Raw genomic sequence first — 15,799 nt, forward strand, 5'->3', positions numbered from 1 at the left:
GCCTACGCTCGCGCGCTAGGCGGTCGAGTCTCCCAGCAGCCGTCCGGCTTCCTGCAGGTCCGCCGTCTCGAAACCTTCGGTGTAGTGCGCGAGCACGCCGGCCAGCAGGTCCCTGCCCTCCTGCGCGCGCCCCATCGTTTCCCAAAGCCGCGCCAGATCCATCGCGACGCGCAGCTCCCAGGAGCGCGCGCCCTGCTGCCTGCTGGCGGCCAGCGCTTGGCGCAACGAATCCTCGGCGTCCGCCGCGCGCGGCGGCACGGCGCCAGAGAAGGCGCGCGCCTTCACGCGAAGGAGCTCGGGCAGGTTGTAGAGGTCGCCCTTGGCGTGCACGAGCGCGAGCGTGTCGTTCATCAACTCCAGCGCGTCGTCGTGCCTGCCGGTCGCGTTCAGGCCTTCGGCGAGCGTGATGTTGAACGACGTGGTGAGCAATTCGTAGCGTGACTCGCGCAGCTCGATCAGCGAGCCCTGGATCGCCTGCACGCCGCGTGCGGCATCGCCGCGCTTGACGGCGAGTTCGCCCTTGACGCCGCGCCCCACCGCCAGGTAGGGCGTGAGCGAATGGGATTCCGCATAGGCGATGAACCGGTCGATGTCCTGCTCGGCCTGCGCGAGATCGCCGACCCACATGTACACCGATACCGCCCATATCAGCGCAATGCACAGCGTCACCGGATGGTTCAGCTGCCGGGCCTCCTCGACGGCGCGCTGCGCCACAACGACGGCCTGCGACGGATGCCCCTGCAGCCACAGGGTCCGGGCCAGCGCGATGCATGCCCGGTTGTGGAAATCGAAGCCCGAGTAGATGCTGCTGCGCTGCCGCGACACCGCGGCGCCGGCGATCGCGGCTTCCAGGAAATGGCGCGCGCGCGGCTGGTCGCCCACCAGGTGATGGCACAGGCCCACCAGCGAATGGGCGGTCGCCTGCGCGGTCGCATCGTCGATGGACGCGGCCACCGCGGCGCAGCGCCTGGCATGGCCGAGCGATTCGACGAAGTCGCCGATGCGCTCGTGAAAGATCTGCAACCGCCCCAGCAGCTCGACCTGGCTGCGGGCGTCGCCGAGTTCCTCGGCCACCTGGAGGCTGCGTTCGAGTGCATGGCGCACTTCGTCGCTGTGGCCGCGGGTGAACATCTGCGAGAGGCCGACGGCCGCCTGGAGATGCATTTCCGCGGCGCTGCCGCGCGTGGCGGCCGTCAGCTCGCCGAGCGCGCGCTTCGACCAGTCGTGGCACTCGGCCAGCAACGACATCGCCATGAAGGCCGGCACCGCCGCCAGCGCGAGCGAAACGCCCAGGTCCCTGGCATCGGCGCGCTCGAAGCACCATGCGAGGGCTGCACGCACGTTCCCCAGGTCGGCGAGATCCGAGGCGCGCGCGGTGTCGCGCGAAAAGGCATCGTCCTTGCGGGCCATCTGTTCCAGCCGCTGCCGGAAGTAGATCGCGTGGCGCCGCGCGGCTGCGTCGGCCAGGTCTGCGCCGGCCTTCGACTGCGCGTACGCGCGCGTGCTCTCGAGCAGCCGGTACTGGGTCGAGGTGGCGGACCGCCGGATGGAGAGCAGCGACTTCTCCGCGAGGCTCGCGATGGCATCGACCACCTGCGCCTGGGTCAGGTCCTCCGCCGCCGCCACCTCGCGGGCGGCCTCCAGCGAGAAATGCCCCACGAAGACCGACAACCGGCACAGCACCGCGCGCTCCGACATGTCCAGGAGTTCATAGCTCCAGTCGAGCGTGGCCTGCAGCGTCTGGTGGCGGGGCTGCGCGGTGCGCTGCCCCAGCCACGAAAGCGCTAGGCGCTCGTCCAGGAGCGCTGCGGTCTGGTGCAGTCCGTAGGCGGCCACGCGGCGGGCCGCGAGTTCGATGGCCAGCGCAACGCCATCGAGCTTCCTGCAGATGCTCGCGATCACGGGCGCATCGTCGTCGTTCAGCGCCGGCATCGCGCCGCTGGCGCCCGCCCGGTCGACGAACAGGCGCGCGGCGGGATACATGAGGATGTCGCGCGCGGCGAGCCCGGGCTGGTCGGGCGGCGTGGCCAGCGGATCGAGCAGGTGGATGTGCTCGCCCTGCACACGCAGCGCCTCGCGGCTCGTGGCAAGAATGTGGATGCGGGGCGCCGCCTGGAAGATGCGTTCGGCCAGCGATGCGGCCGCCGCGATCACATGCTCGCAGTTGTCCAGGATCAGCAGCATCCGCTTCTCGCGCAGGTAGGCGATCAGGCTGGGCACCGGATCGGCCGAGCGGACCGACAGGCCCAGCATCGACGCGATGGCGCTCGGCACCAGCCCGGGGTCCAGCAGCATCGAGAGGTCCACGAACACGACGGCCCCGCCGAAGTCGCCCAGCAGGTCCTGCCCGGTGCGGATTGCAACCGACGTCTTGCCCACGCCGCCCGACCCCACGATGGTGACGAACCGGCCCTTGGGCAACTGCGCCGCGATCGCGGCCAGCTCCTTTGCGCGGCCAACCAGTTCCACCGGCTGCGCGGGAAGGCCGGGTTCGACGGGGTTCGCTTCGGCAACGGCCAGCTGCGCGTCGGAGCCCCCGGCTGCCTTGGTGATGCGGCCGACGAAACAGTAGCCACGGCCGACGATGTTCGACAGGTAGCGCGCGCCGTCCTGCCCGTCGTCGAGCGCCTGCCGCAGCATCGTGATCTGGTAGCGCAAGCTGCCGTCGGACACGACCATGCCGGGCCAGGCCTTCGCCATGAGCTCCTGCTTGCTCACGATCGCATTGGCCTTGGCGACGAGGACGAGGAGAACGTCCATCGCGCGCCCCCCGAGATCCACCGGCACCCCGTCGCGCTCCAGAAGCCGTTCTGCAATGCGCAGCGTGAAGGGACCGAAGCAGAGGGGGTCGGTGGTCTTGAAGAAGTTGTCGTCGCTCATGACGGATCGGGAGGATCGGGAAATACGGCGTGGCGCACAGGCGGAGGAATCGAAAGGCCAAGCCGCGCAGGCCTCGGCCGGCTGCATCGGTTCGGCGAACCGACCGGCCCCCCGGTACGCGGGCGGACGGGAGCATAACCGAGGGCTCGCGCCGCGCCGCGCGCGCTCACCCGCCGCTTTCCGGGTGGTTTTGTATGGCCTTGTATCGGCCCGCCCACCGGGTACTTGCCCATGCGAATCGGGCGATTCCTCACACATCCCAGATACATCCGCCCAATTCAATCGAGGGGTCCCAACTTCATCGAGACGCCAACATGAGCGAACCCAACCCATCCCTCTCCCGCCGCCGCCTGCTCGCCACGTCGATGGCCTTCGGCGCGGCATCCGCAGCCACCGGCGCCTTTGCCATGCTGCGCGCCTCGCCGGCATCGGCGGCGGCTTCCGTGGCCGGCCCCGGCGACACCTCGGTGCGCCCGTTCCGCGTGGCCGTCGATCGCGGCGCGCTCGCCGACCTGCGCCGGCGGCTGGCCGCCACGCGATGGCCGACCGCCGAAACGGTCGCCGACACATCGCAGGGCGTGCGGCTTGCCACGCTGCGCTCGCTGGTGCGCTACTGGTCCACCGACTACGACTGGCGCAAGGGCGAGGCGCGGCTGAACGCCGTGCCGCAGTTCGTGACCACGATCGACGGCCTGGACATCCAGTTCGCGCACATCCGCTCGCGCCACGCCAACGCGATGCCGCTGGTCATGACGCATGGCTGGCCCGGCTCGATCTTCGAGCTGCTCAAGGTCGTGGGCCCGCTCACCGACCCGACCGCCCACGGCGGTCGCGCGGAAGACGCGTTCCACCTGGTGCTGCCCTCGCTGCCGGGCTTCGGCTTCTCGGGCCAGCCCGAGGCCACCGGGTGGGACTCCAACCACATCGCGCGCGCCTGGGGCGTGCTGATGGCGCGGCTGGGCTACAGGCAGTTCGTGTCGCAGGGGGGCGACTGCGGCTCGGTGATCTCGCACCGCATGGCGATGCAGAAGGTGCCGGGCCTGATGGGCATCCACGTCAACATGCCGGGCACCGTGCCGCCGGAGATCGCAGCGATCCTCGCGGCGGGCGGGCCCGCACCGGAGAGCCTTTCGGCAAAGGAGCGCGCGGCCTTCGACAAGCTCGACAACTTCTACAAGAACAGCTCGGGCTACTCCGCGATGATGGTCACGCGCCCGCAGACGCTGGGCTACGCCCTCGCCGATTCGCCCGTGGGCCAGGCCGCATGGATCTACGACAAGTTCGCGACCTGGACCTACTCGGGCGGCGTGCCCGAGCGCGTGCTCTCGCGCGACGAGATGCTCGACGACATCTCGCTGTACTGGCTGACCAACAGCGCGACATCGGCCGCACAGATCTACTGGGAAGACCACTCCAACAACTTCAATGCGGTCGACATCTCGCTGCCGGCGGCCGTGACGGTGTTTCCCGGCGAGATCTACCAGGCGCCGCGCAGTTGGGCAGATCGCGCATACCACGAGCTGGTCTACTGGAACGAGGTCGACAAGGGCGGCCATTTCGCGGCGTGGGAGCAGCCGGCGCTGTTCAGCCAGGAGGTGCGCGCGGCGTTCCGATCGCTGCGTTGAGCAAAACGAAAAGGCCCGCATCGGCGGGCCTTTTTCTTAGGTGATTGGCATCCTCATGAACGTCGTCGTCTCGCCGCCAGATGAAGGACGAAAGGCTCGAACGCCGAGGCTCCGACCCGCGGGCTCGCTGCGCTGCGCACGGCCCTGTACTTGCCCTCGGCTTTCGCCACGCTGAGTTTCGCGAAGCCCATCGCGGCGAAGCGGATGCGGCGCTCGCGGCGCTGGGTCGGCGTCATGCGACCACGAGCGGCAGCGTGAGCCGCGCCTCGAGCCCACCGCAGCGGCGGTTCTGCAGTTGGAGGTCGCCCTGCATCGACCGCGCGAGGCGCCGGGCGATCGCAAGGCCGAGGCCCGACCCGGGCTTGCCTTCCTGGTTGCCCTGCTGCGCGCGGACCCACGGCGCGAACACCGCGTCCATCTGCGCCGGCCGGATGCCCGGCCCCGAATCCACCACGGCCAGCACCAGGCTCGTCGCGTCGACGCGGGCGCAGATGCGCACATCGCTGCCGTAGCGCAGTGCGTTGTCGATCAGGTTGGCGAGCACGCGACGCAGCGCAAGCGGACAAGCCATCACCGGCTGGCCGATATGGCCGTCGAGCGCGACCGCGCGGCCCGCGTCGCGGTAGTCGCGCATCAGGTTGCCGAGCAGGCCGTCGGCATCGATGCGCTGCAGCGGCTCGGCCACGCTGCGCTGCATGCGCGCGCTGGCGACGCTGGCCTCCACCAGTTCGCGCATCTGCAGGAGATCGCGCTCCATGGCTTCGCGAAGCGCCTCGTCTTCCAGCATCTCGCAGCGCAGCCCCATGCGGGTCAGCGGCGTGCGAAGGTCGTGCGCGTAGGCGGCCTGCACGTCCAGGTGGCCCGCGTCGCGCTCGGCCTGGCGGCTGCGAACGGTGTTGATCGCGCGTGCCAGCCGCGCGATGGCGCGTGGGCCGCCCTCGGCGAGCTCGGGCATGCGGGCGTTGCCGGCGTGGCGCTCCATCGCGCGGGCCAGGCGGGCCGCACCGGCGCGCAACTCCATCGCCTCGAGCCAGAGGAAGACCGCGAGCAGCATGAACCCGACGAGCACACACACGCACACGATCCACAGCAGGCCATCGCCGAGCGGGCAAGCCAGCGGCGCAAGCGTTGCGGCATGCGCGTTCTGCCCGAGCGAGGCGACCGCGATCGCGCGCGCCGCGATCAATGCCAGCCGGTGGGAGCGACGGCCGGGCGCAACGCCATCCGCATCGGCCCGGGCCGGCGCTTCGGATGCGCGCGCCGGATGGAAGGGGCCGGCGGACATCGGGGGATTCTTCGTCATCTGCTTTTCTCCTGTCGCCGACGCATGTGTCGGCATGGAGAGATGACATCACGCGGCATGGGGCCCGCACCATCGCATCAGCGTTTGCCGCACCCCTACGAAGGTTTGCCCCGGGCGAGTGCGCAGCCGATCCAGGTCTCGAGTTCGGCGGCGTCGATCGGCTTCTCGATCAGGCACAGCGCCGGACTGGCCTTCACGCGCTCGCGCGTGCGGGCCGTGGCGAAGGCGCTGATGAAGAGCGTGGGGATGCGCAGGCCCTCGCGTTCGAGGCGCTCGAGCAGGTCGATGCCGTCCATGGCCGGCATCTGGATGTCGCAGACCAGGCAGCGCGTTCGCTCCGGCACGCCGGAGGCGAGGAAGTCGACGGCCGACTCGAACGCGCGCGCCTCCCATCCGAACGAGCGCACGAGACTGCTCGTTGCGGCACGCACGAAGGGATCGTCGTCGACGATGGAAACGAGTTCGATGGCTGACAGGGACAAGGAGGAATCCCGTTCTCTACCGGGGGGTCTCGGGCGATGAAGGCGCGGGACCGTTCCCGCCATTGCACAGGATTGCAGGATAGCGGCGCCCGCGCGCGGCGCCATCATCCCTAGGTATGCCGGGCGTTGCATCCTCAGCGCGCGGCCTCCACGACACCGAGCGCCTCCATCGTGCGCACCAGCTGGGCGACCGAGCGCGCGTTCATCTTGCGCATCGCCTGGCCCCGGTGGATCTTCGCGGTGATCTCGGCGATGCCCATGCGGTCGGCGATCTGCTTGTTCATCAGGCCACCGGAGACATGCTGCACCACCTCGCGCTCGCGCGGCGTGAGCGACTCCCAGCAGGTGCGCGCCGCCTGCAGCAGGCGCGCAGCCTCGATCCGGCGGGCGTCGCGGTCCAGCGCGGCGAGGACCGCATCGATCATGTCCTGGTCGCGAAAGGGCTTCGCGAGAAAGTCCACTGCACCCGCCTTCATCGCCTTCACGGTCATCGCGATGTCGCCGTGGCCGGTCATGAACACGATCGGCATGTGGGGCTGGCCGAGGTCGAGCAGCGCCTGCTGGAAGGCCAGGCCGCTCTGGCCGCGCAAGCGCACGTCCAGCACCAGGCAGCAGGGCCCGCCGGTGCGCGGCGCGCCGAGGAATTCCTCGGTCGTGGCGAAGGCGCGCACCGCCAGGTCGATGGAGCGCAGCAGGCTGCCGAGCGCATCGCGCACCAGCTCGTCGTCGTCGACGATGAACACGCAACGCCCGGTCTGGGCGTCGGGCGCATTGCTTGGAAGCGGGCTGCGCAGGGGCATGGAAACAGGCATCGGGAGGGACATGGGCATGGACTTTTTTCGATCGATAGGGTGCTCACGCCGGCGCCGCGTCGTTCGACGCGGGCGCCGCCCGCGGCAGGCTGAAGACGGCGCGCGTGCCGGCGGTCTCGCGCTGCAGCAGCGCGAGCGTTCCGCCGTGCGCATCGAGGATCGACTTGCAGATCGCCAGCCCCATGCCCATGCCGTTGGCCTTGGTGGTGAACAGGGGTTTGAGCAGGTGCTGCGCCGCGTCGGGGCCGATGCCCGGTCCGGCGTCGTCCACGACGATGCGCACCTGGCCCTCCTCGATCTCGCAGGCCATCAACAATGGCCGCGGGCCGTGCGCAAGGGCGGCCATGGACTCGGCCGCGTTCATCAGCAGGTTGACCGCCACCTGCTGCAGCTGCACGCGATCGCCGTGCACGGGAACCGCCGCGTCCAGGCCTTTCATTTCGAGCGTCACGCCCATGGTGTCGAGCGCCCCCGCCACCAGCGTCGCCGCTTCGCGCAGGGCTTCGCCGAGGTCGAATGCGGCGAACTGCGGCTCCGCGTTGCGCGCCTTGGCGCGAAGGCCCTGGATGATGGTGCGGGCGCGCAGCGCGCTCTTGCTGATGTGGGTGAGCATCTCGCGGGCCTCGCCGATGTCGGGTGGGCTGCGGTCGAGCCAGCGCAGCGCGGCGCTGGCCGAGGTGTCGACCGCCGCGATCGGCTGGCCGACCTCGTGCACGATGGATGCCACCAGCTCGCCCATCGCCTTCAGGCGGGTGGCGCGCTCCAGCTCCGTGAGCGTGCTGCGCAGCTGCTCCTCGGCATGCGCGCGCTGGTGGTTCTGGTCGATCAGCTCCTCGTAAAGCCGTGCATTCTCCAGCGCGAAGGCCGCCTGCGAGGCGATCACCTCCAGCACCTCGGCCTTGGCGGGCGTGAACACATGGGAGGACAGGTTGTTCTCCAGGTAGAGCGCGCCGATGAGCGTGGCATGGCGCATCAGCGGCACGCACAGGATCGAGCGCGGACGCTGGCGGCGGATGTAGTCGTCCTGCGCGAACGAGGTGCTTTCGCGCGCATCGTCCACCACGATGTGCTGCTGCGTGCGCGCGACGGCCTGCACGATCGACACCGGCAGCGTCCCGGCATCGAAGGCGGCGCCCGCCTGCGTGAGCGTGATGGCGCCGTCGGCCACGCGCGCCTGCGCCCGCACCTGCCAGGTGTCTTGCCGCAGCAGCGCCAGCGTGCCGAGCTCGGCGCCGGCGTTTTCGAGCGCGGTGCGAAGCAGCGTCTCGACCAGGCGGGCCGGAACGATCTCGCTGGCCAGCGCCGTCGAGATGCGCAGCACGGCCTGCGCGTCGAGCGACTGCATGCGCCGCGTGTTCGCGACCGGGTCCTCGATCTCGAAGAGCCCCGGATGCGCGGCCTGCAGCTGCCGCGCCTTGGCCACCGCACCCCAGCGCTGCCACGCGCCGCGCGCATGGCGCAGGTTGCCATGTGCGGACAGGTCGTCCCCGCGGCTGGCATGAAAGGCCGCGGCGCGCTCGGCCGCCAGCGCCTCGACCTGGGTGAAGCCATGGCGCCGCGCGTGCGACACCGCCCGCGCATAGGCCTCCACCGCCCCGAGCGGATCGCCGTCGATGCGGCACATCTCCGCCCACACCAGCTGGTAGCGCGCCAGGAAGTTCGCCGGACAGGCCTGGACCCAGGTCTGGAGCTGGTACACGTCGCGCTGCAGCGCTGCCTGTTGCGACGCATCGCGCGCGGGCAGCGCGAGCAGCGCCAGCGCGCCGTAGAACGGCAGGTCGCCGCTTTCGGCAAAGGTGCGACCCGAGGCCGCGCAGGCCTCGGCCCGGCGGCGCGCCTCGATGGCCTCGGCGAGCCTGCCGCCCAGCAGCGCCGCCTGCAGCCTGTGCACCCAGTAGGCGAAGTCCACGAGCGTTGCGGGCTCGCCCTCCTGCGGCGTTCGCGGCTGTGCGTCGGGGTCGCCCTCGGTGCCGTCCTGCAGTTGCGCGAGCAGCACCTTCTGGGCCAGCAGCGCATCGATCACGAGCTGGAAGTTTGCGTCGCGCGCGAGGGCCAGGCCGCGCTCGACCGTGTCGCGCACGTCGCCCAGGTACTCCCCGGCGAAGAGCATGCCCCTGGCCTGGTTCGGGCCGCAGTACAGCGCGAAGGTGTGGTCGCCGCTCGTCACGGCTACGTCGTAGGCGCGCCGGATGTAGTCGCGCGCCGCGCGCGCCGGCTGGCTCCACGGAACCATCATCGTGCCGAAGGCCATGTAGACCCGGCCGCGGTAGCGCGCGAGGCCGCGTTCGTCGACCAGGTGCAGTGCGAGCGCGCCGAACTCACGCGCGGCCGCGTAGTCGCCATAGCGCACGCCGAAGACCTGGGTCATGCAGACATAGCCGTCCGCCGAGGCGTCGGCATGCCCCTGCACGATGGCAAGGCCGATCATCCGCAGCAGGATGAAGTCGACCAGGTTCTGGTCGGTGTAGAGCGCCGGCGGAATCAGGTCGGCAAAGATGTCGGTGATCGCGCGGCGCAGCGGATCGGCCACGATGGGCAACTGCCACAAGGCACCGATGCCATGGCGATCGATCCATGCCTGCAGCGTGGCGTGCTCCCGGTCGACCGCGGCATCGTCGGGCCGCCGGGGCATGTCGATGCCCGACTTGCGAAGGAATGCGAGGCCGACGTCCAGCGCGCGGTCGAAGGCGCCCAGCGTGGTGTAGAGCGCCGCCCGCAGGCGCGCGAGATCGGCGCCGAAGATGCCGTCTCCCGCCACTTCCTCCAGCGCCGCGAGGCGCGCCTCGGCGGCTTCGAGCGAGCCCGTCATGAACTCGGCCTCGCCGCACAGCGCGCGCGCGGCCAGGCCGTCGTCGCTGCCATCTTCCTCGCCGAGAAAGTCGAGTGCTGCGCGGAAGAAGCCGAGCGCCGAATGGTGGGCGGTCGCGGCCTTCGCCTGGCGGCCGGCCTCCAGGTTGAGCCGCGCGAAGTCGCGCCGCTCCTGCGGCGCCTCGACAGCCAGGCGGGCGAGGCTGGCCTGCGCGGCGAGCGCGAACACCTGGGCCGGGTCGGCCGCATGCAGGATCTGCCGCCGCACGATGCGCAGGTGCATCCGCGGCCGCTCTTCCGGCGGGATCGATCCATAGGCCGCCTCGCGAATGCGGTCGTGCCAGAAAACCCATTCGTTGCCGTCGCGCAGGATGCTGCCGGCCTCGCGCGCGTCGTCCAGCGCCGCTTGCAGGCGCCGGGCCGCATCGGTGCCGGGTTTCACGTCCATCGCGTGCGCGAGCGCGCCGTCGGACGCACGGTGGCCGAGGCAGGCCATCAGGCGCAGCACGGCCTGCGCCCGCGCAGGCAATTGCTCGAAGCGCCGCGCCATCAGCTCGCCCACGCTCTGGACACCCGGGTGGGATGCCAGCTCGTCGAGACTCCAGCGCCACGAGGCGGATTCCGCGTCGTAGGCCAGCAGCCCGTCGTCGGCCAGCAGGTGCAGCAGATGCCGCGCGAAGAGCGGGTTGCGCTCTGTCTTCCGGCCGATGACCTCGGCCAGCTCGCCGATGGCGCTCGCGTCCTGCTGCAGCGTCAACGCGATCATCTCGCGCAGGGCGGCGTCGTCCAGCGGGCCGAGTTCGATGCGAACGGCCCCGGGCACTTCGGCGAGCCGACTCGCGCGCAGCGGATGGTCGGCAGCCACTTCGTTGTCGCGGAAAGTGCCCACCAGCAGCAGCGCGGCGTCGTCATGGTGGAACAGCAGGCGCTCGAGCACCTGCAGCGTCTCGACATCAGCCCATTGCAGGTCGTCCAGCAGCAGCACGAGCGGCCGCGCGGGCGTCGCGAAGCAGGCGATCAGCCGCGCCATGCCCTGCAGCACGCGCTCGCGTTCGAGTGCGGGGGCCGCGTCCGGCGCATCGATGGGCGCGGCCTGTCCGGCCTGCATGCCGACGATGACACCCAGGGCCGGCAACAGCGCGGCCAGGGTCCGCTCCACCGGCCTCGCTGCGCTGGCGATGCGGTGGCGCCAGACCGCGAATTCCTCGTCCGCGCAACCGAGCACATGCTGCAGCAGCGGATCGAGCGCCTCCACCAGCAGCGCATAAGGCTTGCCCCGGCGCCCCTCCTCGCTCTTGGCCGTGGCAAGGAGCGGCGCGCCCGAAGGCGGCACGCGCGCCATCGCCTCGCGCAGCAGCGTCGACTTGCCGATGCCGGACGGCCCCGAGACCCAGGCCGCGCGCGAGCGGGCGTTGTCCGCGACCGTGCGGTAGAGCGCGAGCAGCGTCTGCAGTTCGGCATCGCGCCCCAGCACGCAGTCCGCACCTCGGGGTTTGCGCAGGGCGGAATGGGCATCGAGCGCAAAGCGCGGAATGCGCCCTTGCTGACGCAACAGGGCCTCGCAGCGGCGAAGGTCCGACAGCACGGAGGCGGCGTCCGCGTAGCGCTGCGCCGGTGCTTTCTCGAGCAGCTTCATGACCAGCAGCGAGAGCTGCTCCGCAACGCCCTCCACCAGATCACTGGGTGCACGGGCGGTCTGGGTCGCGTGCGCATGGACGCGCGCAGCGGCATCGGGGCCCTGGAACGGAAGCCTGCCGGCCAGCAGTTCGTAAAGGATGCAGCCGAGCGCGTAGAGGTCGGCACGCGCATCCACGCGCAGGTTCATGCGCGCGCCCAGTTCCGGCGCCATGTAGTTGAAGCTGTCCTCATCCCAGGCGAGCTGGTCGTCGTTCGTGGCCCGGTCTTCGCCGGAGACGGTGACCGCATGGCCGAAGCCGGTGAGGCGTGCGCGGCCGTCATCGCCCAGCAGGATGCGGTCCGGCGTGAGCGCGCGGTGCAGCACGCCGGCCGCGTGCATCGCGCCGACGGCGGCGGTGAGGCGCAGCGCGAGCGCGAGGAAGGCGCCCGCATCGGCGCCGGGCGCCGGGCTGCGGCGAAGCGTCTCGCCGCCGGGGTCCTTCAGTATCAGCAGGAAGCCGTCGCCGTGCGGCACGAGCGAGACCGGAACCGCCGCCCATTCGTCGCCCAGCGCATGCCGAAACTCGTACTCGCGCTGAAGCAGCGCGGCGGTGGCTGGCGCCGTCTGGCCGCGCCCGGCCACGAGCGACGCGGCCGCGCCGTGGCCGAGTGCGCGATCCAGGCGCGGCGTGCCGGTGCTCAGCTCGCGAAAGTCACGGTAGCGCCGGGCCGGTGCGCCGTGCTCCGCGACGACGCGAGCCTCTGGCGAGGCTGCCGGTTCCTGTCCGATGAGTTCCTGGTGTTGCATGGGTGTGGGCCTTCGCAGGCCGCCATTGGAACTCCGCGCGTCGCGAGATAGGCGCCGGAGGCGTTGGCTGGTGTTAGGCGTTGTTAGGCGCCGGGACGCGCGCGCTGCAAAACGGGTGCGCCGCCGCGAATTCGGCCCGGCCGCTTGAAAAGTAATGTGGCTGCACGGCCCCTGGACACACAGGCATACAGAAGCCGACGGGCTTCCTTCGCGCCGCTCATAGATTCATCGCCATCGGCCCACGCCGATCTTGTTTTCCACCCGTTCAATCCAAGGAAAAAAACGTCATGAAGAAGTTCTCTCGCCGCTTCGCCGCGACCCTGATGGCCCACACGCTCGGGCTGGCCGCGCTGGCGCCCCTGCACTCGTTGGCACAGCCGGTGGATGCCGCAGCGTCCCCCAAGCCCACGATCGTGCTCGTGCACGGCGCCTTCGCCGACTCGTCGAACTGGGACGCCGTGGTCCAGCGCCTGCAGGCGCGGCACTATGCAGTGATCGCGGCGGCGAATCCGCTGCGTGGCCCGGCATTCGACGCGGCGTACGTCGCCGGCATCGTCGATGCGGTCAAAGGGCCGGTGGTCCTCGTCGGGCATTCGTACGGCGGCTCGGTGATCTCGTCCGCCGCGAACGGAAAGCCGAACGTGAAGGCGCTGGTCTATGTGGCGGCCTTTGCCCCCGAGGCGGGCGAGACGGCCCTCGGCCTCACGGGCCAATTCCCCGGCAGCACGCTGGGCCCGACGCTGGCGCCCGCAGTGCCGCTCGCCGACGGCGGCAAGGACCTGTACATCCAGCAGGACAAGTTCCCCGCGCAGTTCGCGGCCGACGTTCCACTCGCCAAGGCGCGCCTGATGGCCGTGGGCCAGCGGCCCATCGCGGAGGCCGCGCTGAACGAGGCTTCGCAGGCGCCAGCGTGGAAATCGGTGCCGTCGTGGTTCATCTATGGCGATCGCGACAGGAACATCCCCCCGGCGGCGATGGCCTTCATGGCCGAGCGCGCCCACGCGAAGAAAACGGTGGTGGTCAAGGGCGCCTCGCATGTCGTGATGACCTCGCAGCCCGAGGCGGTCGCCAAGCTGATCGTCGAGGCGGCGGAGGCGGCGGCGCACTGAACTGCAGCGCCGGCACGCACGAACCGATTCGACCGGGACAGGGCCTGTCGTGGCGAGGGTGCGGCCGACATCTCAGTCACATCGGCTGGATGTTCGCGCTCTTCATCATGCGCCCGGTCGAATCGATCTCGTGTCTGATCACCTGGAGGTAGTCGTCACGCGTCGAAGGGCTAACCTGGCTGCCAAGCTCGGTCAGCGATGCGATCACCCGCGGGTCCTTCAGCGTGCGGCTGAAGACCTCGTAGATGCGCGAGGCGATTGGATCGGGTGTGCCCGCTGGCAGCGAGAGCCCACCCCAGGAGGTCAACTCCACGCCCTGCAGTCCCTGCTCGGCCAGCGTGGGCACGTCCGGAAGGTTCGCATTGCGCCTTGCGCCGGCAACACCCAGGGCCTTGAGCTTGCCGCCCTTCACGTGCGGATATGCCACCGCGAAGATCGGCATGCCGAAGCTCACCTGGCTGCCCAGCACCGCATTCACGAGTTCCGAGGCGCCCTTGTACGGCACATGCGTGGCGCTGATGCCAGCAGCATTCAAGAACAGCTCGACGCCGAGGTGCGAAGGCGTGCCCACGCCGCCAGAGGCGTAGTCGAGCTTCCCGGGGTGAGCGCGCGCCCTGGCGACGAGGTCTTGCAGCGTCTCGATGCCCGACGCGGGGTTGACGACCAGCAGCACATCCGACGTGGTGAGCCGCATGACGTGGCGAAAGTCCTTCATCGCATCGTAGCCAGGGGAGCGATACATCAGCATGTTCGCTGCCATGGGCGCGGCCGAGTAGAGCCAGGTGTAGCCATCGGGCGCGGCATGCGCCACCTGGCGCGCCCCGATGTTGCCCGCAGCGCCGCCTTTGTTCTCGATGATGATCGGCTGGCCCAGCAGCCGGCCCACCGCTTCGGCGAGGATGCGTGCGCCGGTGTCGGGACCTGTGCCTGCGAGGTAGGGCACGACCCACTTGATGGGACGGCTGGGCCATTGGTCGGCGGCCCGCACGGCGTGCGCGAGCGACAGCAGGGGCGATGCAGCGAACGCGCGGCAGAGCGCACGGCGTGAAAGGTCGATGTTCAAAACGCTTGTCTCCGGATCGTTGTTTTGTGATTCACGCGGGGAGTGCCTACGGCGCCTCGCCGAGCAACTCGCGCGCGATGATGTTCTTCTGGATCTCGCTGGTGCCGGTCAGCACGCGGTACATGCGCAGCATGCGGAACAGGAACTCGACGCGGCGCCCCTGCACGATGCCTTCGCCACCATGGATCTGTACAGCGGCGTCGGCGATGCGGAACGCCGACTCCGAGCAGAACAGCTTGGCCATCGACGCATCGGCGCGCGCGTCGCCGCCCGCGTCGAGCTGGCGCGCGGTGGAAATCATCAGCGCTCGCGCCGCCGCGAGCTGCGTGGCCATGTCGGCCAGCGAATGCTGGATCGCCTGGAACTCGGCAATCGGGCGGCCGAACTGTCGGCGTGTGCGCGCGTAGTCGCGCGCGTCCTTCAGCGCCACGGTGGCCAGCCCGACCATGCCGGGGCAATGCAACAGCCGGTTGACGGTGATGCGTCCCAGCGCCAGCGCCAGGCCGCGGCCGGGCGCGCCGATGAGGTGCGTGGCGGGTACACGGCAGTCGCTCAGCACGATGTCGCCGGTGGTCGACTGGCCCGCCATGGTCTTGTAGCCCGAGACCACCACCACGCCGGCCTGGTGCAGGTCGACGAAGAAAGCCGAGATCTCGCGCCGCTCCGGACTGTCGGAGGTGGAGGCCATCAGTACCGCGTAGTCCGCGAAGGGTGAGCCCGAGATGAAGCGCTTGCGCCCGTTGAGCACATAGCTGTCGCCCTCGAGGCGGGCCTGGGTCTGCAACGCGCCGGGGTCCGAGCCGGCTTCGGCCTCGGTGAGCGCGAAGCAGATGGCCTTCTCGGCCTGCGCCACCGGCACGATGAAGTTCGCGAGCTGCATCGGCGTGGCGTGGCGCGCGAGCGCGCCCACGCGCGGTGGGCCGCTGAGTTCGCCGAACACATGGGGCGCCAGTGGCGAGCCGCTCGCGTAGATCGACTCCTTGATCAGCACGTGGTCGAGCAGCGAAAGCCCGAGACCGCCCATGGCCGTGGGCAAGGTCATGCCGTAGAAGCCCAGTTCGTGCGAGCGGCGCCACACGCGCTGCAGCACGGCCTTGGCCGGGCTGTGCTCGTGGTCGATGCCCTCTTCGCGCACCAGCGCATCGAGCTCGCCCTGCAGGAAGTCGCCGATGCGCGCGATCAGTTCCGCCGCGCGTTCGGAGCCTTCGAATGGGCCGTCGAACAAGGGCGAGCGCACGCTGGAGGCAGCGGTGGGCTCGTTGGTAGTGGTTGGCGTGGTCATGGCGGTGAGG

The 15,799-nt window shown here is 70.2% G+C and carries 10 protein-coding genes; 2 read left to right on the top strand and 8 right to left on the bottom strand.

Features of this window, described 5'->3' with window-relative positions; all coding sequences use genetic code 11:
* Positions 1-15: 15 nt before the first annotated feature.
* Positions 16-2,880, bottom strand: coding sequence for a winged helix-turn-helix domain-containing protein (locus GNX71_RS23625; RefSeq protein WP_206174678.1), 2,865 nt, complete (start codon positions 2,878-2,880; stop codon positions 16-18).
* A 314-nt stretch (positions 2,881-3,194) separates the two neighbouring features.
* Here GNX71_RS23625 and GNX71_RS23630 point away from each other — a divergent pair, with 314 nt between their 5' ends.
* The gene (locus tag GNX71_RS23630) at positions 3,195-4,505 is read left to right on the top strand and encodes an epoxide hydrolase family protein (protein WP_206174679.1); all 1,311 of its coding nucleotides are present in this window, start codon (positions 3,195-3,197) and stop codon (positions 4,503-4,505) included.
* A 53-nt stretch (positions 4,506-4,558) separates the two neighbouring features.
* Here GNX71_RS23630 and GNX71_RS23635 read toward each other — a convergent pair whose 3' ends face one another.
* From GNX71_RS23635 to GNX71_RS23655, 5 genes are all read right to left on the bottom strand, one after another.
* The gene (locus tag GNX71_RS23635; protein WP_206174680.1) at positions 4,559-4,741 is read right to left on the bottom strand and encodes a hypothetical protein; all 183 of its coding nucleotides are present in this window, start codon (positions 4,739-4,741) and stop codon (positions 4,559-4,561) included.
* Positions 4,738-5,808, bottom strand: a complete 1,071-nt coding sequence (locus GNX71_RS23640) for an ATP-binding protein (protein WP_241027033.1) — start codon at positions 5,806-5,808, stop codon at positions 4,738-4,740. The genes GNX71_RS23635 and GNX71_RS23640 overlap by 4 nt, the downstream gene beginning before the upstream one ends.
* A 95-nt stretch (positions 5,809-5,903) precedes the next feature.
* Entirely contained in the window at positions 5,904-6,290 is a 387-nt protein-coding gene (locus GNX71_RS23645) for a response regulator (RefSeq protein ID WP_206174681.1), read from the bottom strand.
* Positions 6,291-6,424: 134 nt separating this feature from the next.
* Positions 6,425-7,090, bottom strand: a complete 666-nt coding sequence (locus tag GNX71_RS23650; protein ID WP_206174682.1) for a response regulator — start codon at positions 7,088-7,090, stop codon at positions 6,425-6,427.
* Positions 7,091-7,145: 55 nt separating this feature from the next.
* On the bottom strand, positions 7,146-12,335 hold the full coding sequence (locus GNX71_RS23655) for a trifunctional serine/threonine-protein kinase/ATP-binding protein/sensor histidine kinase (protein ID WP_206174683.1): 5,190 nt from the start codon (positions 12,333-12,335) through the stop codon (positions 7,146-7,148).
* Between the two features lie 287 nt (positions 12,336-12,622).
* Here GNX71_RS23655 and GNX71_RS23660 point away from each other — a divergent pair, with 287 nt between their 5' ends.
* Positions 12,623-13,444 (top strand): alpha/beta hydrolase, encoded by an 822-nt coding sequence (locus GNX71_RS23660; RefSeq protein ID WP_206174684.1) that lies wholly within the window; start codon positions 12,623-12,625, stop codon positions 13,442-13,444.
* Positions 13,445-13,520: 76 nt separating this feature from the next.
* Here GNX71_RS23660 and GNX71_RS23665 read toward each other — a convergent pair whose 3' ends face one another.
* Both GNX71_RS23665 and GNX71_RS23670 read right to left on the bottom strand, forming a co-directional pair.
* A complete protein-coding gene (locus GNX71_RS23665) occupies positions 13,521-14,453 on the bottom strand; it encodes a tripartite tricarboxylate transporter substrate binding protein (protein ID WP_241027344.1) in 933 nt (310 codons plus the stop codon).
* Positions 14,454-14,553: 100 nt separating this feature from the next.
* Entirely contained in the window at positions 14,554-15,789 is a 1,236-nt protein-coding gene (locus GNX71_RS23670) for an acyl-CoA dehydrogenase family protein (protein WP_206174685.1), read from the bottom strand.
* Between the last annotated feature and the right edge of the window lie 10 nt (positions 15,790-15,799).

It is taken from the genome of Variovorax sp. RKNM96 (assembly GCF_017161115.1).
Taxonomy (GTDB): domain Bacteria; phylum Pseudomonadota; class Gammaproteobacteria; order Burkholderiales; family Burkholderiaceae_C; genus Variovorax.